Genomic DNA, 22648 nt, shown 5'->3' on the forward strand with positions numbered 1-22648 from the left:
AATACATCCAGAATCAGTCAGAGGGTGCTATCCATCCCCACCGTATAGACGGTGGGGAATTCCGCACCTTACGTTAAGGCACTTGCCAAGCCCGTCGGTGGTAATCCTCTAATTGAGCCCAGGGATCCGCAGCCGCTGCGGGGGCATGGCCGTGGTTGTGGTGATGGTGATGGGATCCCTGCCCATGGGAATGATGGTCATGATGATGGTGGTGGTGATGGGATCCCTGCGCGTGAGGGTGATCCTGATGGTCGTGGTGATGAGTATGCCCCACTCCCAGCTCTGCGCTCACCGCCAGGCGAAACTTGCAGAGGTGGCAGTTGATTGGGGTTTGGCCCTGGAGGGCTTCTTGCTCCAGTTGCTGCAGGCTGTGCAGCACCGTATCCACAAGACCCAACTCCGGCAGCATCAGCCACTCGATCTCGGGGTATTGGCGTCGCCGCTCTTGCACCGCCGCCTCGATTTTTTTCACCAGCACCCCTGTGAAGAGAAAATAGGGCAGCACGATCACCCGGCGCGGCTGCCAGGACAAGGCCCGCTCCAGACCCACCGGCAGGCGGGGGTGGGTGATGCCGATAAAGCAGGTCTCTACGGCGGCCAACCCCGACCCTTCCCAGAGCAGCCGGGCCAGCTTACAGGCTTCGGCGTTGGCTTCGGGATCGCTGGAGCCGCGACCGACAAACAGCAACACCGTTTCCGCCCCTGGGATCTGCCGCGGTTGGGCAGCCAGCAAAGCGGCCAAGCGGTCTCGCAGCAGTTGCAAGATCTCGACGCGGATCCCCAGCGGCCCCCCGTAGTGGATGCGCAACTGCGGGTGGAGGGCCTGCAGGCGATCCAGCTCCACGGTCACGTCGAACTTGTTGTGGCGCGCCCCAAACAACAACAGCGGCAGGGCCACGATCTCCTGCCACCCTTGGGCCAAGCATTGTTCCACCCCCTGGGCGATGCTCGGCTGCGCCAGCTCCAAAAAACAAGGGATCACCGGCCGCTGGGGGGTGAGGGATTGGTACGCTTGGGCCAACTCCAGAAAGGCTTGCTGCCCCTCCGGGTCGCGGGATCCATGGCCGATGAGCAAGAGGGGCAATGGAGGAGAAGGAAACTGCCCAACCGCAAGGGGAGGGGAAACAGGGAGGGTATTCAACACAAAAAACTCCGTTCCTTGTGAATCGCAAGGGGTACAGGACAAGGGCAGGTGGGTGTTCTGGCTGAGGGAGGGATCCCATCACAGTTGCGTCACAGTGGCGGATTTGCACCGCGCTTTCCCCAATCTGCCCGAGCCTCTTAGGTTAGCTTGCCGCTTGTCCTTCACCAAGCCCCCCTGGGGGGATAACCCCGGCCCCCTACCTTGATCCCTAGCTCCCCTCTCCCTCAGGGAGAGGGGCTGGGGGTGAGGGTGCCTCAGGGAGAGGGGCTGGGGGTGGTCGCGTGAGCGGCGCGGAGCGCTTGGGTGCCTTGGGGAGAGGGGCTGGGGGTGAGGGGGACTACCTCAAGCTGATTTTGCTTCAGACAAATTGGCCTGGATCACCTCTCGGTAGTGGGACTTGGGCTTAACGCCCACCACCTGCGCCACCAGCTCCTTGTTTTTGAAAAATTGCACCGTCGGCGTGCAAGCTACCCCGCCTGCCTCGGCAATCTCCGGATCCTTCTCGATGTCGATCTCCACCACGTGCAGCTTGTCGGCAAACTCTTCGATGACCTTGTTCAAGATTGGCCTGAGGGCATGACAAGGGGCACAGGTGGGAGCGGTGTACTTGACCATCAGCAGGCGATTGCTTTCGTGGTAGAGCCGCCGCAGGGCATAGCTCCCTTCATGGCAGGTCTTGCTGAAATCCAGATCCTCGTGGCCGTTCTCCGCAAAGCTGGCTTCCTCAACCGCAGATTCCTCCGCCAACTCTGCCTCAGGCGGGGCGGCAGCAGAGCTGGGTTTAGGATGGCTCTGGGGCAAGACGTGATACTCCTGAGCCAGGCCGTGTTCCGAGAGCCAGCGCTCCGCCAACATGGCCGCCATACAGCCGGTGCCGGCAGCGGTGATGGCCTGGCGAAACTCGTGATCCTGCACATCCCCGGCGGCAAACACGCCCTCTACACTGGTGGCTACCGATCCTGGGCGGGTGACAATGTAGCCCACTTCATCCAGCTCCAGTTGCCCCGTGAACAAGTCAGTGTTGGGCTTGTGGCCGATGGCGTAGAACAGTCCGCCCACCGCCATCTCCCGGATCTCGCCCGTCTGGTTGTTGCGCACCTTCACCCCGGTCAGGCGCTGGCCGTCGCCCAGGACTTCCACCGCCTCGGTGTGCCAGTGCACCGTAATCTTGGGGTGGTTGAGCACCCGGTCTTGCATGGCCTTGCTGGCCCGCATCTTGCCACTGCGCACCAGCATGTGGATATGGGATCCAAACTTGGTCAGGTAGGTGGCCTCCTCACAGGCGGTATCGCCACCGCCGATCACCACCAACTCCACCCCCTTGAACATGGGCATGGCCCCATCGCAGACGGCGCAGGCGGACATGCCGCGGTTCCAGTAGGTCTCCTCCCCGGGCAGGTGCAGGCGCTTGGCCGTGGCCCCGGTGGCGATGATCAAGCTGTGGGTGCGCACTTCCCGCTCGTCAGAACGGACGACAAAAGGCCGCTGGCTCAGATCCACAAAGGTGACATCCTCGGGGTAGAGCTCCGCCCCCCACCGCTGCGCTTGAGCGCGCATGTTTTTCATCAGTTGGGGGCCGCTGATGCCCTCGGGAAAGCCCGGAAAGTTCTCCACCTCGGTGGTGGTCATCAGTTGCCCACCCGGGATCCCGCCCGCCTGGAAGCCCTCAAACACAACTGGCTTCAGGTTGGCGCGCCCGGCGTAAATGGCCGCCGTAAACCCAGCAGGGCCAGAACCGATAATCACCACATTCTCAATCCGACTTTGCTCTGTCATCCGCTCTCTCTCCTTCTGCAACAGGGATATTACATCAAACTCATAATGACTACGCTTTAGCCTAACACGATTCGGCGAACTGGGCGAGGCTGGGGCTCGTCAGTCCTATTTTCGCTCCCTTGGGGCAGCCGAGGCATTGGCCTATCTAGAACGCAGGTGTGGACTGCTGGCGGGCCTAATCCTGAGCTGGCGGCAAGAGGTCTTGCCCAGGTTGTCTCATCAGTTGGGCAGAAGGCCAGAGCCGGGCCAGTTTTGTATCAGAAGCTACAAAATGCCGGTGTTGGCCTTTCTAGGATGGGTGAGCGCTTTTGGCCCATCCAAGTCGAGGCGCGGGGATCATCCGCTGGGATCCCATTTGTTTCAGCCACAATTTCCCCAGTCTTAACTGCAACCCAATCAGGAGAGAGCGATGGCATCCACGCCCCAAGAAGTGCTTCAGATGATCCAGGACAACAATGTCCAGATGGTGGATCTCAAGTTTGTCGATATCTTCGGCACCTGGCAGCATGTCTCCTTCCACACCTCGATGATTAAGGAAGAAACCTTCACCGAGGGGCTCCCCTTCGATGGATCCAGCATCCGGGGCTGGAAAGCAATCAACGAGTCGGACATGTACATGGTGCCGGATCCCAAGACGGCCTGGATCGATCCCTTTCTCGAGGTGCCCACCCTCAGCATGACTTGCAGCATCGTTGAGCCGCGCACTGGCCAGCCTTACAGCCGCTGTCCCCGCAGCCTTGCTGCCCGTGCCGTCGCCTATCTGCGATCGACAGGCATTGCCGATACCGCCTACTTCGGGCCGGAGGCGGAATTTTTCATTTTTGAGGATATTCGTTTCGACCAAACTCAAAACTCGGCCTACTACTTTGTGGATTCCATTGAAGGTCGCTGGAACTCAGGCCGTGAGGAGAAAGGTGGCAACCTCGGCTACAAGCCTCGCTACAAGGAGGGCTATTTCCCCGTTCCGCCCACCGATGCGCACCAAAATATCCGCACAGAGATGCTGCTGACCATGGGCAAATTGGGGGTGCCCATCGAGAAGCATCACCACGAGGTGGCGACCGGCGGGCAAGGGGAGTTGGGCTATCGCTTCGCCGATCTGGTCACCGCTGCCGACTACATGATGGTCTACAAATATGTGATCCGGAACGTGGCCCGCAAGCACGGCAAGACGGTGACGTTTATGCCCAAGCCCCTGTTTAACGACAACGGCACCGGCATGCACACCCACCAGTCCCTCTGGAAGGATGGTCAGCCCTTGTTCTACAGCGAAGGCACCTACGCCAACCTGAGCGAGACAGCTCTCTACTACATCGGCGGCCTGCTCAAGCATGCTCCGGCGATCTTGGCTTTCACCAACCCCACCACCAACTCCTACAAACGCTTGGTGCCCGGGTTTGAGGCGCCAGTCAACTTGGCCTACTCGCAGGGCAACCGCTCGGCCTCCATTCGCATTCCGGTGACCGGCAACAATCCCAAAGCCAAGCGGCTGGAGTTCCGCTGCCCAGATGCCACCTGCAACCCCTACATCGCCTTCTCGGCCATGTTGATGGCCGGCCTAGACGGGATCAAAAACAAGATCCACCCCGGCGAGCCCCTCGACAAGGATATCTACGATCTGGAGCCGGACGAGCTGGCCAAGATCCCCTCCACGCCCGGATCCCTGCTGGATGCTCTGGAAAACCTGCAGAAGGATCATGCTTTCTTGTTGGAGGGAGGCGTCTTTACCGAAGATCTCATCCAGACCTACATCGAGTACAAGATCGACAACGAGATCAACCCCATCAATCTGCGGCCTCACCCCTACGAGTTCGCACTCTATTTTGACGCCTGATCGAGGTTTTCATCCAAAACATTCGTTCTCGAATGAGGTTTTGGAACGGGATCCCTTCTTTTGCCGTGGGGATCCCCTTTTTTTGCGCCTGCCCAGGTATTCTGGGTGTGAGCGCCGAAGTCTAGAGGTTGGAGGGAGGGTTTACAATGGAATGGCTTATTTTTGGTCTGTTCTTAGTTTTTGTTATCGTTTTTGTTATCGGCCTTCTGGCGCTTGCCGCCTATCTAGAGAAGAAGCGTCGGGAAGCTTTGGATCAGGTAGCCAGGAGCCTGGGCATGTCGTTTTCAGCGGAGCTACCCGAAGGGATCCGCTCCCGCTTGCTTCAGGCAGGCTTTGAACTATTTGAACAAGGCTACGATCGACGTTTCTACAACTCAATGTCCAAGCGGCTAATCGATGGAAGTGAGATCGGTGCCTTTGACTATCAGTACACCTATAAGTACCACAGCGGCAGGGGCAAGAGTCGCAGGATTGTCTGGGGCAAGAGTCGCGGCACTCATTTCCAGTCTGTTTTCTGGGCCTATTGCGAAGATCTACGGCTACCTCATTTTCGGCTACATCCGGAAGTTCCCCTGTTTCATGACATTGCCAAGGCCTTTGGCATGCAAGATATCAACTTCGAGAGCCACCCTCAGTTTTCCCGCAAATACCTCTTGCGCGGAGAAGATGAGGCCAAGGTTCGCCTGCGCTTCGATCCTAGTTTTCTTAGCTTTTTGGAGCAACATGCTCCTTGTTGTGCCGAGGGATCCGGGCCGCAGCTTATCGTTTGGCGGGATGACCAACAGGTGAGTCCAGAAAAAATGCCAGACTGGCTGCGCTTTGGGGAAGAATGGGTGCAAAGACTGCGGCTGCGTCGCGTTTAGCCCTCCGGATCGCCCCTCAAGGCCACTCCCTGGGTATGATGAGGGGAAGAGTTTAAAAAACGTAACGTGTCTTCCTCATTGTCCCAGGCGGTTGTTCTGATTACAGGGGCCACAGGGGGTATTGGCAGCGCCCTGGTGCCTATGTTGGCCCAAGCCGGAGCCCATCTGGTGCTGGCGGCGCGGCGAGAGGATCCCTTGCGCGCGCTGGCGGAGAAAGCGGTGTCGCTGGGGGCTGCCTCCGGGCTGGGGATCCCTGCCGATGTGACGGACTACAGCCAGGTCGAGGCCCTTGTCAACCAAACCCTACAAAGGCATGGGCGGATCGACGTGTTGATCAACCTGGCGGGGGCTGGGATCCTCAAGCCTGCCCCGCAAATTACCCCTGCCGACCTGGAGCAGATGCTGGCGGTTAACCTCAAGGGCAGCTTCTACACCAGCCAACTGGCGGCCAACGCCATGCGGGAGCAAAAATCCGGCCACATCCTCAACTTCCCCGGCATTCTTGGGCGTCACCCTATGGCTATGGCTGCAGCTTACTGTGCCGCCAAATTTGGCGTGGTCGGCTTTAGCAAGTGCATGGCCGATGAGCTGAAGCGCTTTGGGGTGCGCTTTACCCTGTTTTACTTTGGCGGCATTGACTCGCCCTTCTGGGATCCCATCAGCCTCAAGGTGCAGCGGGACAAAATGCTCAGCCCTGCCACGGCTGCCGAGGCCATTCGCTTTGTCCTCACGCTGCCCGCCAATGCCGTGCCCAACGAGGTGGTGTTGCAGCCGGAAAGCCACCAGTTTCTCTAAGGCTCGCCCAGTTCTGGGAATGGGGGGGATCCCAAGCTGCTGAAGTCGGGATCGCCAGCAGGGACTTTCCCAGCCTCGAAAGGGAGGGTTGAGGCGGGCGAGGTCTCCCCGTGGCTAGTTGGGAGGATTGCTTCCATAATTAGGGAGACGTCCAGCCAGGGGCCTGGCCGATGGAGGCCATACGCTCACTTTTGCAAGAGGAGCCTATCCTCTCGTTTGCTCTACTGCTGGGGGTGATCCTGGTGGTGCCGCTGCTCTTTGAGCGGCTGCGCCTGCCGGGGCTGGTGGGCCTTTTGGCGGCGGGGATCGCCCTGGGGCCGCAGGGGCTGAACCTGCTGAGCTCAAAGCTGCCGACGGTGCAGTTGCTCTCGGATATCGGCGTGGTCTACCTGCTGTTTGTGGCCGGGCTGGAGATCGACCTGGAGCAATTTCGGCAGACCCGCAACCGCTCCGCCACCTTTGGCTTGTTGACCTTTGCCATCCCTCTAACCGTGGGCACTGCCATTGGGCGGCTATTTGGCTTCGGCTGGAACGCCGCCATCCTGCTGGGATCCCTGTTTGCCTCTCACACTCCCCTGGGCTACCCCATCGTCAGCCGCTATGGCCTGGTGAAAAACGAGGCGGTGCTGGTCACCATCGGCGGCACCATCTTCACCGACATTGCCGCGCTGCTGGTCTTGGCGGTCTGCGTCGGCATCCACGGCGGCGAGTTTTCCCTCTGGAGCTTGATGCGGCTGCTGGGATCCCTGCTGCTCTATGCGGCTGCGGTGCTGTTTGGGGTGGACTGGCTGGGGCAGCGGTTTTTTCGTGTAACCGGCAGCGAAGAGGGCAACCAATTTTTGTTTGTGCTGCTGGCTCTGTTTGTGGCAGCTCTGGGGGCGCAATGGATTGGGGTAGAGAAGATCATCGGCGCCTTTCTGGCGGGGCTAGCCGTGAACGATGTGCTGCGGGAGGGCTCTGTCAAAGAAAAGATCGTCTTTGTCGGCAGCATCTTGTTCATCCCCGTCTTCTTTGTGGATATAGGGCTGTTGCTCGACCTGCGCGCCTTTCTACAAACCCTCAGCTCCCTTTGGCTGATGTTGAGTATCCTGCTGGGGTTGACCCTGAGCAAATACGCTGCCGCCCAACTCTGTCAGTGGCTCTACCACTACACCCCGGCGCAAAAGCTGATGATGTGGTCGCTTTCCTTACCCCAGGTGGCGGCCACCTTGGCGGCAACCCTGGTGGGGTACCGCGTGGGGTTGCTCAATGCAGAGGTGCTCAACAGCGTGGTGGTGTTGATGTTGGTTACGGCCACCCTGGGCCCAATTTTGACCAGTCGGGCGGCCACGCAAATGGCTATGGAGGAGGAACAGGGTCGGCTTCCATCTGCCGCAGGGGTCGCTCCCGCCTCTGCAGCGCCGCCTTCCCCGCCCTACGTGGTCGTGGTGCCGCTGGCCAATCCCGAAACCGAGGAAAACCTGCTGGAGATGGCCTGCCTCCTGGCCAAGCACGAGGGCGGGCGGGTGGTTCCCCTCGCGGTGGCGACCGGCCACCTGCACATGGACTCTCCCTTGCTGCAGGACTCTCTAGAACACGGCGAGGATCTGCTGCGGCGGGCAGTGGAGTTTTGTCAGGCCTCGGGAGTAGAAGTTACCCCCCTCAGCCGCATCGACAGTCACGTTGCCCAAGGGATCAACCACGCCAGCCGTGAGCAGAACGCCAGCCTCATCGTCATGGGCTGGAGCGATCCCACCCGCTTGCGGGCCCGCCTCTTCGGCAGTGTCATCAATAGCGTCCTCTGGGCCGCCCATTGCCCGGTTGCCGTGGCGCGCCTGCTCCAGCCCTCTCACAAGCTGCGGCGGATCCTGGTGGCGCTGGAAAACTTTCGCTCGCAGGCGGCTCGGGCAGTGCGCTTAGCCGAGATCTTGGCTGCCGCCAACCAGGGAGAGGTTACCTTGCTCCACATCTGCCTCGCCAGCACCCCCGAAAGCGATCGCCAGTGGCTGGAGGCGCAGCTTTTGTCCCTGGCCCAACAGCCGGACTTGAGCTGCCCTGTCCAGGTAAAGGTCTTGGCCAGCGACGATGTCGTCGAAGCCCTCTTGCAGGAGGCCCAAGGGTTTGACCTGGTGGTGTTGCCCTCTTTTCGGCGGCGCAACCCCAGCGGGAGCCTATCCTTCAGCGACACGACCACCCGCATCCTGGAACGCCTCACCAGCTCTTTGATCATGGTCGGGGAGCCCCTCTAAACGACAGCGGGGGTCGGATCCCCCCGGCGGGCCTAGCAGCCATCCCACCCACCACGAGCCGCTCGACCCAAGGGTGGCTGCCCCCTGCAGCCTACTGGGATCCCTGTTTCCACACTCCCCTGGGCTACCCCATCGTCAACAGCACCCAAAAAAAAGGATCCCGGCCGGGATCCTTAGGCTTGTGCCAGAGCATCAACAGCTACAAGTGAGTCAGCTCATGCTAACTCGGCTGCGGTCATAGGTGAGACGGAAGGTGGGATGCACCTTTCCTTGGATGCGGTTCCAGAAGTTGCGCACATTGACGTGCAGCCCAACCTGCTCCGTGCCGCGCACCAACATGGCTTGCTGCCGAATCCGAATCGCGCGTTGATGACCCATCATCAGGCGGCGAGCCAACTCGTCCAGAATATGGGAACGGCCCGCCTCCGGAGCAGCTGCCATCACCGGAGCGGCTGGAGCCGGCGCTGCCGCAGCCTCGGTACGATAGGCCACGCCTCGATAGAGCAGGTTCAGGTTAGTGGGCAAAACCACCGGCTTGCTCAGGTGGCGGAACCGCCAGTCCAGCCCCCGATAGCGACCCCCCACTTTGCCCGGAGAAACAGTCACCGTCGCCGGTGAGTGGGTGTAACCAACGCCACGGTAAGAGAGTTCCATGATTTTCGCCTCCAAATGTAATGGTCTGTATCCACTTCACTTCCTGAGTTGAGAAGTGACCTGGGATGTCCCCTGGACAGTCACAAGGTTTGAGGCGCGTTCCTTCGGGATAATTCCCTACTTCCGTCCTCTGGCCGCCATCTCGCCCCACGATGAGCCAAACGGCAGGCGAAAGGATGAACGATTTCTGTCTACATTCTGTATTATAAGCTACGGTTTTGGGGTGTTGTCAGCAACTTTTAACAAAAATTTCTCCTGATTCCCCCTCTAGCTATCCAACAACCCAGGCTGAATGACGCGGCATCCTCTTTGGGAGCCGGTTTGCAGCGCTTTGGGTTGGGCCCAGTCTGTCCGCAAGGCCGAAGAAAGCAGTATCGTGGAAGAATCCTCAGGATCGGCTACAAAAGTTCATACTCCTGGTGGGGTGTCTCGGTGCAGGAAGACTTTCGCCTGATTTTGGACATTGTGACGGTGTTGGCGGCAGCGGCGGCGGGCGGATTTTTGGCCTCCCTGTTGAGGCAGCCGGTGTTACTGGGGTATTTGCTGGCCGGGATCCTGGTGGGGCCGGCGGGGCTGGGGTGGATCAAGGAGTTGGTGCAGGTGGAAACCCTGGCCCAGTTTGGGGTGACCTTTTTGCTATTTACTTTGGGGGTGGAGTTTTCCCTCAAAGAATTGCGCCAGGTGCGGGGGATCGCCATTGGCGGCGGTGCCTTGCAGATCGGCCTGACCATCGCGATCACAGCGGTGCTGGCGGTGGCCAGCGGCTGGCTGACGCCGGTGCAGGGGATCTTCCTGGGGGCGGTGCTCTCTCTGTCTTCCACGGCGGTGGTGCTCAAAAGCCTCATCGAGACCAACCAGATGGGCACACCCCAAGCTCAGGCCATGCTGGGGATCTTGATTGTGCAGGATCTGGCGGTAGGGCTGATGCTGGCGGTGTTGCCGGCTTTGGATTGTCCTTTGCCGGAGCTGGCGGGATCCCTGGCCAAGGCGCTGGCAGAAATCGGCCTGGTGGGGCTGGGGGCGGTGGTGGGCGGGATGTGGCTGGTGCCCGCTTTCCTGCGGCTTTTGGCGCAGCAGGAGAGCAAAGAAGTGTTTTTGCTGGGGGTGATCAGCCTCTGCGTAGGGATTGCCCTGTTGACGGAGCGGCTGGGCATTTCCAGTGAGATCGGGGCTTTTATCGCCGGGCTGATGATCTCAGAAGTGGAATACGCCGACCAGACCCTGGCTTACGTAGAGCCCTTGCGGGATGTGTTTGCCGCCCTCTTTTTTGCTGCCATTGGCATGCTCATCGATCCCAGCTTTATCGCCGCCCACCTGCCCTTGATCCTAGGGTTAGTGGGGCTGGTGATGGTGGGCAAGTTTTGCCTGGTGGCCCCTTTGGCCGGTCTGTTCGGCTACCCGCTCCCCTCAGCGGTGTTGGTGGGGCTGGGCCTCTCGCAGATCGGCGAGTTCTCCTTTGTCTTGGCCAGTGAAGGGCAGGCGCTGGGGCTGGTGTCGCGGCAACTCTATTTGCTCATCGTCAGCACCACCGCTGTTACCCTGCTCGTCACTCCCTTTCTGCTCAGGGGCGCGCCGCGACTGCTGGCAAACTTACAAGGGATCCCCTTCTGGGCCCGTTGGCTGGAAGGGAGCGAGCAGCCCCGCGCTCTGGCTCCCGACGCTCCCCAAGAGGGGCACGTGGTGGTGTGCGGCTATGGACAGGTGGGGCAAGACATCGTGCGCATCCTGGAAGCCCGTCGCCATCCCCTTTTGGTGATTGACCAGTCGGAACGGGTGATCCAACAGTTGCGCTCGCGCGGGATCCCCTATCTCTACGGCAATGCTGCCAGCGCCCCGGTGCTGGAGAAAGCTGGCCTGCACCAAGCCCGCGCCTTGGTGATCGCCCTGCCGGATCGCCTGAGCATGCGCCTTTGCCTGAAACGGGCGCTGGAACTGGCGCCGCGCCTGGATGTGGTGGTGCGGGCCACCCATGAAGAGGACATCGAGCAGCTCTATCAGTTGGGAGCCCGAGAAGTCGTCCACCCGGAATTTGAGGCCAGCCTGGGCTTGTGCAGCCATGTGCTGCTGAAGCTGGGCGAGCCCCTGGAGGTCATCCAGCAGGAGATCCTGGCCATCCGCAGCAGCCACTACCGCGATTTGCGCCCTCTCCACCCCAGTTGCCTGATCCCCACGCCTGTCAGTTGGCTGACACCCCCTTCTCCCCCCCTCCCCGCTCCTGCCAACGGCAGCTCACCTGAGGTGCTGGCCTGGTGGGAACACTGGCAGCGCCCCGTGCAGCCGGAATGGGCAGGGATCTCAGGCTCCGCTGAGTAGATCTCTCAGGGGAGCTAGCCAGGATAGGGGATCCGCAAAAGCTGGTTGACCGGCGGGCGAGCCACCTGCAACTGTTTTCCGTCCGGCCACTGGATCTGGATTTCCTTGACCAGCGTTTCGGATCCCAGGCCAAAGTGGGCCACCGGCTCCATCTGACAGAGGTAGCCGCTGCCGGCATCGATGGGACGGATCTGCGTGCGAGTGGGGGTGATCAGCCGCACCAGGGCGCCGCGGGCCGGGGATCCTTGGCGAGTCAGGGGCAAGACCCTTAGCCAGTTGTTGGCATTAGCCAGGGGGCGGTAGAAGCTCAGGGGCTGGGCGCCTGATTCTCCGTGGGCAATGAGCAGCTCCAGGCGACCGTCCCCATCCACATCGGCGACTGCCGCTCCTGTTCCCAATCCCTGCGGCTCGGCAGCCTCTCCAATGTCAATGGCCTGCCAGCAGCCAGAGCGCCAGCCAAACAGGCGGTTGGGCTCGCCGATGTTGTTAAAAAACAGCTCCGGGTAGCCGTCGTTGTCGAAGTCGGCAGCAATCACCGTGCGAATGCGGGAGGGCCTGGCCAGCTCCGGCGGAGCCACGTTCTTAAAGATGCCGCTAGGGGTTTGGATCCAGAGGCGATGCGGCCCTTCCCAATTGCCGTAGACCAAGTCCAGCCGCCCGTCCCCATCCAGATCCACTGCTGCCACGCCGCGCCCGTGCTCGCCGGGATCCGCCAGCCCCACTTCGGCGGCAATTTCTTCAAAGGTGCCATCCCCGCGGTTGCGAAACAAAAAGTTGGGCCCCTGCTCGTTGACAGCAAAAATGTCCATCCGCTGCGAGACCAAGGGCAGGGCCACCAGCCCCCGCCCGCCCGTTACCCGGTTCACCCCCGCCTCCGGTGCCACATCGGCAATCATCTGGTTGGAGCCCAGCTCGTAAAGGCGCATGGGGCCGCCGTAGTTGGCCACGAAAAACCCGTACCGCCCCTGGCCAAAGCGATCCACGCAGGCCACCGAGCGACCGGCCGTCAAGTTGAGGGCATCTTGGTTGTGGGGTAGAGAGAACAGATCCACCCAACGGGATCCCTGCCAGTCGAAGAGGCGATCCCCAAAGCGCTTGCGCCCGCCGAAGGTATCGGTATTCAAAACATAGAGTTCTTCTTGCCCGTCGCCGTCGAAGTCGCCGGCAGCCACCCCAATGGCCATGCGCCCTGCATCGGCCAGAGTATCGTCCACCAGATCCACCAGCGCCTGGCCGTTCCACTTCAAAACCCGATTCGGGCCGCGGAAGCCGCACACAAACAGCTCAAAAGCCCCGTCCCGATCCACATCGCAAACGGCAACCCCATAGAAAAGGGCAGGCGGGTTGAACAAGAGGAGGGAGCTGCAATCTCGAAACATGGGGATCCCGTCGTAGGAGAGGCAGGAACTGGTGGAGCTCCAAACTCTAATGGTATGCTAGATCTCCGCCGTAGCTTCCCTCTCGACCATGCCACGCATTAAATCTGCCATCAAGCGCGTCAAGATTGCCGAGCGAAATCGGCTACGCAACAAAGCTACCAAAGCCATGGTGCGCGCGCTGATGAAAAAAGTGATCTCTCTCTCCTCTACTTACGCCGCCAACCCCCAACCGGAAACCCTGCAGGAGATTCAAGCGGCGATGAGCGCTGCCTTTAGCCGCATCGACAAAGCGGCCAAAACAGGGGTTCTCCACAAAAACACAGCCGCCCGTCGGAAGGCTCGTCTATCTCGGATTGTGCAACGATCCCTAGCCGCCACAAGTGCCTCCTAAGACAGGGTCTTGGACAGGCGGAGCCCAAAGGGCTCTACTGCTGCCCCGGAAGCAAGCTTAAGCATTTGCCTACCAGGCTACTCTGCTGTGTGTTGCAACCTTCTCCAAACCGGCGCTGACAGCCGTTGACCTCAGCCAAGGAGCAACAGCAGCCATGGCAAGACGGGACATCTGGTCAGGGATCCCAGTTCTCGGCCAGGCCAACTAGCGGGAATCCAAGGTGCGCACCAGCCAGCGCCGCAGCGGATGCCAGGCGGGCAAAGACAAAATCCAGCGGGACTGGCGCTCCAACATCAGGCGCTCCATGGGATAGAGGCCAAACAGCTCGTAGCGGCTTTGGGCGATCAAGATCCCCAGCGTGAAGCTGACGCACAGCAAAAGGCCGAAGGTAGGCCAGCCGGGCCGGTAAAACAGGGCATAGCGCAGGCCCGTCCAGGTGAAGTGGTTCCACAGGCGGATGAGATCTGCCCGCAGCGCCCAAAGGCTGGGGATCCCGACCAGCAGCCACAGCAGGCCCAGAAAGATAAAGCTGCCGCCATGGTAGAGGCGCAGCAGACGCCTGGCCGCCGGAGAGAGGGATCCCAGGCCGGGAGGGCTCTGCTTGTCCTCAACTGAACCAGGATCAGGGAGCGGTGGCATAGGGATCCCGATTTTCAACACCCATTTTGGCCGGGTCTTCCCCAAGATGGCTTGGTTACAGGGGATCCCTGAATGGGTACTCTTTTGTTCTCTGCTCGTCAATTTTAAGGGGAAAGGCGGCGAAGTCTGGCATCGATGCACAGGGATCCCAGTTGTGGCTCTCCCGTTGCACAGCGCCATCCAAAAGGGCATTGATCAAAGCATCTGCCGCCCGCAGGTCTTCCTCATCTGGACAGTTGGTTTCAAACAGCTCGTACAGGCAAGTTTCCTGAAAGAGGCTTAGGCGCCCCGTTTTGAGAGCCTGGCGGACGATCTCTTTGACGTTCATATCCTAAGCAAAATCCAGAATCGCCAACATTCTCATGGTGAAGGGATCCGGACCCGGCTCCTTAAGTCAAATCGCGCAACTTGCCCAAGCCAAAATACGGAAGTCCAAGGCAGAGGCAGGCCAGTCGGGGTACTGGGTCGGGGATATAATGGCTCTGCGTCTGGCCTTGCTAGCTCAATGGATAGAGCACCGACCTTCTAAGTCGATGGTTGCAGGTTCGAGTCCTGCGCAAGGCGCTAGGCTCTGTTTTGAGTTGCCGACAAGCTGCCCTGATGGGGGCACCACACCTGGAAAATCACCTGCCGGGAACGGCTTTCCACCGTCAGGGATCCCTTTAACATCTCCATAGCCTTTTTGGCTAGCGGCAGGCCTAGGCCTGTCCCTCCGGCTTTGCGGCGATCCAACTGTGGGATGCGGTAGAACTTTTCAAACACATGGGGCAGCGCCTCTGGAGGAATTTCCACTCCCGTATTGCGCACCTCGATCAGCCAGCCGGGACGGTTCTGTTGATGGATCTGGCTAAAGCGCAAACAGATGCTTTCCCCAGCCGGCGTGTACTTGCAGGCGTTGTTCAAAAGTTCGCCCACCACCCGCGACAGCAGGCTCTCATCCGTGCAGAGGGGCAAAAGGTCGGGATCCCATTCCAACTGAAACTGTTGGTTCTGCTGGGCAGCTCGCAGCCGGAAGGGCTCGGAAAGATTGGGGATCCACTCCTGAGGAGATAACCAGGTTAGATTGAGATCCCTATTTCCGGCTTCAATAGCTTGCAATTCCAACAGCTCGTTGATCAAGTCCAGCTCGCGGTTGGTCTCCATCTCCAAAATCTGCAAGTAGCGCCGCTCCCGCTCCGTCAGGTTGGCCTTGGAGAGAAAAGCAATTGCCAGCTTCATGTTGGTTAGAGGCGTGCGCATCTCGTGGGAGACCATGTGCAGAAACTCATCCTTGAGGTGGTTGAGCTCCTGCAACTGCTGCACCTGCTGCTGCACGGTTTGGAAAAGCCGGGCCTGGCGAATGGCAATCGCACACTGGCTGGCCACCCGCCGCATCAAGCGCTGTTCCCGCTCGCCAAACACCTGCCCCGGCGGACGCGAGCCGCAAATATTTCCCAGCAGGAGAGATTCGCCTTCCTGAGCATCGCAAATGGGAAGTACCAGCAGCGTGTGGCGGTCGTAGCTGGGCCAGCAGGGGTGGCCAAGGTTGCTGAAATAGCAGAACTGCCCACCCTGAAGCTGCTGGAGCACCTCGGCAAAATCGGCAAAGGGGATCTCCAGGGGAAAACGGCGGATCCCTTCTCCAGGTCGATAATCCAAGGCCAAAACGCCAACCTGTCGTTCTGAGTCATGGAGGGCAATCATGCAGCCGGAAAGGCCAAGGCTGAGGGCCAGTTCCTGCGCCACGGTTTCCAAAATCTTGTGCTCGTCTAGGCTGGAGCGAATTTCTTCCGTGATCAGTTGCAGCAGGGCCTCGTCTTCGTAGGCTTGCTGCAGTTGGCGGTTGCGCACCCGCACTTGGTAATCCAGTTCGACGTTGGCTTGCTGCAGCCTTTGATAAAGTTCCGCCTGTCGAATGGCGACTGCCAGGTGATTGCCAATTGCCCTGGCCAACTCGATCTCTTCCTCTTGCCAATCGGGTTCAGAGATCAGGCGTCTCAGGGCTAGAGCGCCCCAAAGTTTCCCTTGACAGGCCACCGGGATCCCTAGCCAAGGGCCGAGCTGGCAGTCTTGCCTTTCCTGCAATGCAAAGGGATCGGAAACTTGCTTGGGATCCGCCACGTGAAAAACTTGCAGCCACTTGAAGTGCTGGATGGCTGGAATCTCTGGATCATCCGGTATGCGCAGGTGGAGAGCACTGGGCACATCGGGGGAGCGAACATAGCCGGCAATGCCCACCCACACCTTCTCGGTAGGCAGATATTGGTAAAGGGTAACCCGCGCTGCCTGCAAAACCTGGCCTACTTCCTGCACCGCTACCTCAAAGAGGGCGGGTAGATCCAAAGAGGTGCTGATGGCTTGAATGAGCCGGTTAAACAGTTTTTCCCGCTGCACCTGTTGCTGCAGCCTCAGCTCGGCTTGCTTGCGCTCGGTGATGTCCAAGGTTACCCCCACGATATGGCTGGGATCCCCTTCCGGCCCCAGGAGCACGATCCCCTGGGAGAGGTGCCAGCGCACCTGCCCGTCTGCGAGGTGGGCGCGGTACTCGACGGCAAAGTTGGGATCCCCCTCCAATGCTCTAGGCCCCGCCAACTGGAGAGCTTCCTTCACCCTTTGGCGATCTTCGGGGTGAACGCTCTCGAAAAACATCTCCAGAGTGAACTCCTCGCCGGGATCCCGTCCGTACTTGGCCTTGCACTGAGGGGAACTGCTCAGCTCCCCGCTGCGCAGATCCAGTTGCCAGTAGCCCAGTTGGGTGGCCTCCAGAGCCAAAAAGAGATGCTCTGGATAAAAGCCGCCGTCTTCTGGCCGCACCGGCACCAGGCGGTGTTGAGCTGAAGCCATCTCCCCCACCAAAACGGTTGGTTGCTCCAGCAGCGCTACCTCATTGTGGACGATCCTCATACAGATCTGAGAGATCCCCTTGCCAGAAATCCTTAGCTTTAAGCATGATTTTAGTACTCTGCTCAAAGATGTGTTAGCCAATACAAGATCTTTACTTCACGCTAAACTTCAGATCCGGAGAGCCGACTCTTGACCGCAGCTTGTGGCCGAGGGGGGAGCCTCTGCTATAGTAATGGGCAGTTGCGCCTTGGATCCCAACACTGGGGATCCCCCTAGCAGGTGGGGTTAGGGCAAGCCGAAATGAGTTCGCGTTGAGAAGAGAGCAGTGCTGCATCAAGCTCCTTCCTTGCGGCTGCGCCCTCAGCCTGTGTGAAGCGTTGATTCTTTTTTATGCTGCCCTATGCCACGTTTGGCCTAAAAAAATTGCTGCTGATTTTGAGCGGGGATCTTTTCCCTCGGAAGCCTATAGTTAGTTTCTGGCGATTGTTCGATATTTTTCGGTTTGCGGTAACGCGGCTGCTCAAGGTGCCGCTGCCCTCTTCCTTTGGTTAGCGGGCAGAGACAACCCAACGGATGGGGATAACCTCAGGTTGGGCTAGCTGGCGAAGGTGAGGTTGTCCCCAAGAACGGATTCTTTGAGCCTATCCTCTTGCCGGCCAAGGTCGCCAAAGTTGCTTGTGGCAACGGCCAGGTTGTCCTGTACGGGCTGATGGCTAGCTTAGAGCGCCTGGGGTGGCAGGCAAGGGGATCCCTGCGGCATTTTTCAACGGATCGTCACCCAGCCAATTCATTTTCTGTAGAATTCAAGGTTATTTCTGTGATTTGTGAACTTCCTCGCAGTCCTCAGCCTGCTCTGCAGGAGCAGGAGCGATCGCTTTCTGCCACAACCGCGGCTGTCCGGCCCGAATGGCCAAGCCACCCCCTGGATCCCCTAAATGGCGAAGAAATCCGGCAAGTGGTCAAAATCCTGCGTCAGGAGCGCCCTCTTGCTTCCCGCTGCCGCTTTGTCACCATCCAACTGCAGGAGCCGGAGCGGCCCTGGATGGAAGCTTGGCAACCGGGCCAACCCTGGGATCGGCAGGCGTTTGTGGTGCTGTTGGATCCGGCCGAGGGCAGCACCTACGAGGCGGTGGTCTCCCTCTCTCGGCAGCAGGTGTGCTCTTGGCAGCTCGTCCCCGGCGTGCAGCCGCCCCTTTTGGACGATGAGGTCTACGCCTGTGACCGCTTGCTCAAGGAGGATCCCCAATTTCTGGCCGCCCTGCAGCGGCGGGGCATTGCCGATGTGGAGCGGGTGATGGTGGACTACTGGACGGTGGGCTACTTTGGGATCCCGGAAGAAGAGGGGCGGCGGCTGGTGCGGGGTCTGTGTTTCCTGCGCACTTCCCCTTACGACAATGGCTATGCCCGTCCCCTCGAAGGCCTCTACCCCTGGATTGACCTCAACCAAATGCAGGTGATCAAGGTGGAGGATCGCGGCCCCTGGCCTCTGCCCCCGGAAGATGGCAATTTTGACGAGATCTTCTTCAAAGAGTTTCGCAGAGATTTGAAGCCTTTGGAAATTACTCAGCCCCAAGGGGTGAGCTTCCAAGTAGAAGGCCACCACATCCGCTGGCAGAAGTGGGATCTGCGCATCAGCTTTAACCCCCGCGAGGGGCTGGTGCTGCATCAGGTGAGCTATGAGGATCAGGGCCGCCTTCGCTCCATCCTCTATCGGGCTTCGGTAGCCGAGATGGTGGTGCCCTACGGGGATCCACGGGATCCCCACTGTCGCAAGAACGCCTTTGACGTGGGGGAATACGGCATCGGCATGCAGGCCAATTCCCTGCGCCTGGGCTGCGACTGCCTGGGGGAGATCTACTACTTCGATGCCTGGCTGCCCAGCAACAGCGGTGAGCCCATGCTCCTCAAAAACGCCATCTGCATGCACGAGGAGGACTTTGGCGTGCTCTGGAAGCACACCGACTGGCGCACGGAGCGAGCTCAGGTGCGGCGCTCGCGGCGGCTGGTGCTCTCTTTCTTTACCACCATCGGCAACTACGACTACGGCTTTTTCTGGTACTTCTACCAGGACGGCACGCTGGAGTTCGAGGCCAAGCTCACTGGCATCATCAACACCTGCGCCACCCTGCCGGGGGAGGAACCGGAGTTTGGCGTCTTGGTAGCGCCCCAATTGTCTGGCCTCAACCACCAGCACTTTTTTACCGTGCGCCTGGACATGGCGGTGGATGGGCCGGGCAACTCCCTCTACGAAGTCCACGCCGAGCCGCTGCCCTTGGGGCCGGATAACCCCTACGGCAACGCCTTCCGCGCCCGCTCCACCTTGTTGAGCACTGAGCAGGAAGCCAAGCAAACGGTGGATCCCTTGCGGGGGCGCTACTGGAAGATTGTCAACCCCAACCGCCACAACCGCCTGGGGCAGCCGGTGGCCTACAAGTTGCTCCCAGGAGAGAATGTCCGGTTCCTGGCCCACCCCGACTCCTGGCTGTATCGACGGGCAGGGTATTTGGCCCACCACCTCTGGGCCACGCCCTATCATCCTGGCGAAAAGTTCCCGGCGGGGGACTACCCCAACCAACACCCCGGTGGGGAAGGGCTGGTGAAATGGACACAAGCCAACCGATCCCTAGAAAATACCCGCCTGGTGCTCTGGTACAGCTTTGGCTGCAACCACTTCCCCCGCACCGAAGACTGGCCGGTGATGCCGGTTAGCTACATTGGCTTTCTGCTCAAGCCGTTGGGCTTCTTTGAGTGCAACCCGGCTTTGGATGTGCCCCCTCCGCCGCCGAAAACCAAGAGCTGCTGCAGCACCAGCCATTCCCATTAGCTGCGGTGAGCGCCAGGCCCCACCTTGGCATGGCATTGGATCTTGCCGGACTTTCATGGACGCCCAAAAGCCCTCCAGCAACCTTCTGGGCCTAGGGCACCTGAGGATGGAGCTGACGGGAGTCGAACCCGTGTCCGAGATGGGTACTAAGGGATCACTCATTCACAGGCTTAGCCTCTTTGACCCTCGAGGCGGGGATCGCCGTTTGGATCCCGGCGATGGGATTTCTCCGCCTAATCTTGGTCTCTCCCTCGACGGAGCCAGAGCAGAGAGCTGCACCCGTTGGGGTTGTGATCCGCCCACTTAACGGGGTCGTGAGCAGATCCTCGAGCTCAGAGTCAGTTTTCGGTTACTGAGCCTTAGGCAGCCAGAGCAGCTGCTTTACGAGCAAAGGGTACGACGTTGTTCGCACGTACTGGTTTGAGCCTGGTGATAACGGGATAAGCTCAATCCCGACCTGTATCATGAACCCATGTTCGCCACCCCGTCGAAACCGTTACAGCCCCAGGGTTGGTCTAAGTTCAGCATAGCAAGATTTTTAGGGATACGGCCAGAACCTTTGCTAGTGTGACAGAAGTTTTGCTAGTATGACAAAGCTGCAAACTTGGGTCGGTAGCTCAGCGGTAGAGCACTCGGCTTTTAACCGATTGGCCCAGGGTTCGAATCCCTGCCGACCCATGTCTTCGGTCACTTGCAAATAGCAGCGCGACCTGGAAACTGGCGTGGCAACGGTTTATCCGCCCTCCCTGTCGTCGGTTGCCGGTCGGAAGGCCATGTTCTTGCGCCTAGGTGCGGCCGAGATGCTCCAGTTGATCCAGGTTGGGGCCGCTCAGCCGGAAGGCTTGGCCAAACCCCTGAATGAAGCTGCCGCCGGTGGGGGTGATCTGGCAGAAGTGAAAATCCGCCAGGCCCAGGATCATCTCGGCAATCTCGTACTTGGCACGATAAAGGGCCTCAAACCCCCAGGCTTGGGCCTCCGCGCGGCTGAGGAACCGGGCTTCTCCGCTCACCATCACCCGCGGCAAAGCGTGGTTGCTGCGGGGATCCACCGGCGTGGGCGGCTCGTGGATGAGCAAGCTGACGCGGGGATCCGCCCGCAAAGCCTGGGTGTGGGAAGAAAGATCGCTAATGACAATGGCAAAACGCAAGGGATCCCGCTGCACCACAAAGGGCACCAGCGACACTGCCGGGGATCCCTGCTCCAGCACCCCCAAGCAGGCCACCGGCTGGCTCTCCAACAGCGCCTTCAACTTTTCCTGCGCCGACATCGCTTCTTCTCCCATAGCCTTTGTTATTATGCCCAAGCCCCCCTTGCTGGAGAAGGGATGGATCCCTGGGATAATAGCTCTTAGCCCGCCGGGAGCGACCGTTTTCGACCCTATCGATACATCCCGATGGATTGTGATTATCTCGTTCAGATCCTTACAGCTCGCGTTTACGACGTGGCCCAAGAAACCCCCCTGGAGCCGGCTTTTAACCTCTCCCGCCGCCTGAACAACCCGGTCTGGCTGAAACGGGAAGACATGCAGCCGGTTTTCTCCTTCAAGCTGCGCGGGGCTTACAACAAGATGGCCCACTTGCCCCCGGAGCAACTGGCGCAAGGGGTGATCGCGGCCTCCGCAGGCAACCACGCCCAAGGAGTGGCCCTGGCAGCACAGCGGCTGGGCACTCGGGCCATCATCGTCATGCCCGTCACCACCCCTCAAGTGAAGGTGGATGCCGTGCGGGCGCGGGGCGCAGAAGTGGTCTTGTACGGAGATACCTTTGACGATGCCTACGCTCACGCGCGGCAACTGGAAGCCGAGAAAGGTTTGACCTTCATCCATCCATTCGACGATCCCCTGGTGATCGCCGGCCAGGGTACCATCGGCATGGAAATCCTGCGCCAGTACCAACAGCCCATCCACGCCATCTTCGTCGCTGTTGGCGGGGGCGGCCTGATCGCGGGCATTGCCGCCTACGTTAAGCGCTTGCGCCCCGAAATCAAGATCATCGGTGTAGAACCGGTGGACTCCGATGCCATGTACCGGTCTCTCCAGGCAGGCCGGCGGGTGCGCCTATCCCAAGTAGGTCTGTTTGCCGATGGAGTGGCAGTGCGGGAAGTGGGGGAAGAGACCTTCCGCCTCTGTCAGCAGTACGTGGACGAGATCCTCCTGGTGACTACCGACGACACCTGTGCCGCCATCAAGGATGTCTTTGAAGATACCCGCTCCATTTTGGAGCCTGCCGGAGCTCTGGCCATTGCCGGCCTCAAAGCCTATGTGAGCCGCACCGGCATCCAAGGACAGACTTTGCTGGCGGTCGCTTGTGGGGCGAACATGAACTTCGACCGCCTGCGCTTTGTGGCCGAACGGGCCGAAATCGGCGAACAGCGGGAAGCCATTTTTGCCGTCACCATTCCGGAACGACGCGGCAGCCTGCGCCGGTTCTGTGCCCACATTGGCCAGCGCAACCTCACCGAGTTTAACTACCGCATCGCCGACGAGCAAGAAGCCCATATCTTTGTCGGGCTGCAGGTGCGGGATCGGGCCGATGCCCAAGCGGTGGCTCTGGATCTGGAGCGGGCCGGCTTCAAGACCTTGGATCTCACCGACGATGAGCTGGCCAAGTTGCACCTGCGCCACATGGTGGGCGGGCGCTCTCTGCTGGCGGAAAATGAGCTGCTCTACCGCTTCGAGTTCCCCGAACGGCCCGGAGCTTTGCTGAAGTTCTTGTCTTGCATGAGCCCCAATTGGAACATCAGCCTGTTTCACTACCGCAACAACGGCGCCGACTACGGTCGCGTTCTCATCGGCATGCAGGTGCCCACCTGCGAAATGCCCGAGTGGCAGCGTTTTCTGGATACGTTGAGCTATCGCTACTGGGACGAGAGCCACAACCCCGCCTACAAGTTGTTCCTCGCCTAGTCGGCCTTTGTCGGGAAGCTCAGGGTGCCGGGCATCCACAAAGCCGTAAACAAAACTTTACAATCCTATGCAAAACGAG

16 protein-coding genes, 2 tRNA genes, 1 other RNA gene and 2 riboswitches are annotated in these 22648 nt (G+C 59.9%); of the genes, 10 read left to right on the plus strand and 9 right to left on the minus strand.

Annotated elements, in window-relative coordinates:
- Positions 1 to 73: 73 nt before the first annotated feature.
- Both NW858_RS08965 and trxB read right to left on the minus strand, forming a co-directional pair.
- Positions 74 to 1144 (minus strand): sirohydrochlorin chelatase, encoded by a 1071-nt coding sequence (locus NW858_RS08965; protein ID WP_414520324.1) that lies wholly within the window; start codon positions 1142 to 1144, stop codon positions 74 to 76.
- A gap of 29 nt (positions 1145 to 1173) precedes the next feature.
- Positions 1174 to 1310: riboswitch (cobalamin riboswitch) on the minus strand.
- A 176-nt stretch (positions 1311 to 1486) separates the two neighbouring features.
- A complete protein-coding gene (trxB, locus tag NW858_RS08970; RefSeq protein ID WP_414338434.1) occupies positions 1487 to 2920 on the minus strand; it encodes a thioredoxin-disulfide reductase in 1434 nt (477 codons plus the stop codon).
- Positions 2921 to 3329: 409 nt separating this feature from the next.
- Between trxB and glnA the strand changes: the two genes are divergently transcribed.
- From glnA to NW858_RS08990, 4 genes are all read left to right on the plus strand, one after another.
- Positions 3330 to 4754 carry a type I glutamate--ammonia ligase gene (gene glnA, locus NW858_RS08975; protein ID WP_414332953.1) on the plus strand — a complete coding sequence of 475 codons (1425 nt, stop codon included), beginning with the start codon at positions 3330 to 3332 and terminating at the stop codon, positions 4752 to 4754.
- 146 nt (positions 4755 to 4900) lie between these two features.
- Complete coding sequence (locus tag NW858_RS08980) at positions 4901 to 5617, plus strand: hypothetical protein (RefSeq protein ID WP_414520325.1); 717 nt, start codon at positions 4901 to 4903, stop codon at positions 5615 to 5617.
- Positions 5618 to 5683: 66 nt separating this feature from the next.
- Complete coding sequence (locus NW858_RS08985) at positions 5684 to 6412, plus strand: SDR family oxidoreductase (protein WP_414520326.1); 729 nt, start codon at positions 5684 to 5686, stop codon at positions 6410 to 6412.
- Positions 6413 to 6603: 191 nt separating this feature from the next.
- Positions 6604 to 8640, plus strand: a complete 2037-nt coding sequence (locus tag NW858_RS08990; RefSeq protein ID WP_414520327.1) for a cation:proton antiporter — start codon at positions 6604 to 6606, stop codon at positions 8638 to 8640.
- Between the two features lie 210 nt (positions 8641 to 8850).
- On the opposite strand, the gene NW858_RS08995 is transcribed toward NW858_RS08990, so the two are convergent.
- Positions 8851 to 9294, minus strand: a complete 444-nt coding sequence (locus tag NW858_RS08995) for a DUF4278 domain-containing protein (protein ID WP_414334931.1) — start codon at positions 9292 to 9294, stop codon at positions 8851 to 8853.
- A gap of 93 nt (positions 9295 to 9387) precedes the next feature.
- Positions 9388 to 9479: riboswitch (Glutamine riboswitch) on the minus strand.
- Positions 9480 to 9726: 247 nt separating this feature from the next.
- Here NW858_RS08995 and NW858_RS09000 point away from each other — a divergent pair.
- Entirely contained in the window at positions 9727 to 11607 is a 1881-nt protein-coding gene (locus NW858_RS09000) for a cation:proton antiporter (RefSeq protein WP_414368157.1), read from the plus strand.
- 14 nt (positions 11608 to 11621) lie between these two features.
- Here NW858_RS09000 and NW858_RS09005 read toward each other — a convergent pair whose 3' ends face one another.
- A complete protein-coding gene (locus NW858_RS09005; RefSeq protein WP_414520328.1) occupies positions 11622 to 12986 on the minus strand; it encodes a CRTAC1 family protein in 1365 nt (454 codons plus the stop codon).
- Positions 12987 to 13074: 88 nt separating this feature from the next.
- Between NW858_RS09005 and rpsT the strand changes: the two genes are divergently transcribed.
- The gene (rpsT, locus tag NW858_RS09010) at positions 13075 to 13377 is read left to right on the plus strand and encodes a 30S ribosomal protein S20 (protein ID WP_414334928.1); all 303 of its coding nucleotides are present in this window, start codon (positions 13075 to 13077) and stop codon (positions 13375 to 13377) included.
- A gap of 204 nt (positions 13378 to 13581) precedes the next feature.
- On the opposite strand, the gene NW858_RS09015 is transcribed toward rpsT, so the two are convergent.
- Both NW858_RS09015 and NW858_RS09020 read right to left on the minus strand, forming a co-directional pair.
- Positions 13582 to 14016: a hypothetical protein gene (locus tag NW858_RS09015; RefSeq protein ID WP_414520329.1), complete on the minus strand. Its 435-nt coding sequence runs from the start codon at positions 14014 to 14016 to the stop codon at positions 13582 to 13584.
- 55 nt (positions 14017 to 14071) lie between these two features.
- The gene (locus NW858_RS09020; RefSeq protein WP_414338726.1) at positions 14072 to 14344 is read right to left on the minus strand and encodes a hypothetical protein; all 273 of its coding nucleotides are present in this window, start codon (positions 14342 to 14344) and stop codon (positions 14072 to 14074) included.
- Positions 14345 to 14507: 163 nt separating this feature from the next.
- Here NW858_RS09020 and NW858_RS09025 point away from each other — a divergent pair.
- Positions 14508 to 14580 (plus strand) — tRNA-Arg (locus NW858_RS09025).
- Here the strand turns inward: NW858_RS09025 and NW858_RS09030 are convergent.
- Positions 14581 to 16899 carry a GAF domain-containing protein gene (locus NW858_RS09030; protein WP_414520330.1) on the minus strand — a complete coding sequence of 773 codons (2319 nt, stop codon included), beginning with the start codon at positions 16897 to 16899 and terminating at the stop codon, positions 14581 to 14583.
- Positions 16900 to 17488: 589 nt separating this feature from the next.
- Here NW858_RS09030 and NW858_RS09035 point away from each other — a divergent pair.
- Positions 17489 to 19663 carry a primary-amine oxidase gene (locus NW858_RS09035; RefSeq protein WP_414520331.1) on the plus strand — a complete coding sequence of 725 codons (2175 nt, stop codon included), beginning with the start codon at positions 17489 to 17491 and terminating at the stop codon, positions 19661 to 19663.
- 104 nt (positions 19664 to 19767) lie between these two features.
- Here NW858_RS09035 and ssrA read toward each other — a convergent pair.
- Positions 19768 to 20169, minus strand: a transfer-messenger RNA (tmRNA) gene (ssrA, locus tag NW858_RS09040).
- Positions 20170 to 20269: 100 nt separating this feature from the next.
- Here ssrA and NW858_RS09045 point away from each other — a divergent pair.
- Positions 20270 to 20341 (plus strand) — tRNA-Lys (locus NW858_RS09045).
- 107 nt (positions 20342 to 20448) lie between these two features.
- On the opposite strand, the gene NW858_RS09050 is transcribed toward NW858_RS09045, so the two are convergent.
- The gene (locus tag NW858_RS09050) at positions 20449 to 20931 is read right to left on the minus strand and encodes a pyridoxamine 5'-phosphate oxidase family protein (RefSeq protein WP_414520332.1); all 483 of its coding nucleotides are present in this window, start codon (positions 20929 to 20931) and stop codon (positions 20449 to 20451) included.
- A 126-nt stretch (positions 20932 to 21057) separates the two neighbouring features.
- Here NW858_RS09050 and ilvA point away from each other — a divergent pair, with 126 nt between their 5' ends.
- Positions 21058 to 22569: a threonine ammonia-lyase, biosynthetic gene (gene ilvA / locus NW858_RS09055; protein WP_414334923.1), complete on the plus strand. Its 1512-nt coding sequence runs from the start codon at positions 21058 to 21060 to the stop codon at positions 22567 to 22569.
- Positions 22570 to 22648 lie beyond the last annotated feature (79 nt).

It is taken from the genome of Synechococcus sp. H55.10, from assembly GCF_047502715.1.
GTDB lineage: Bacteria > Cyanobacteriota > Cyanobacteriia > Thermostichales > Thermostichaceae > Thermostichus.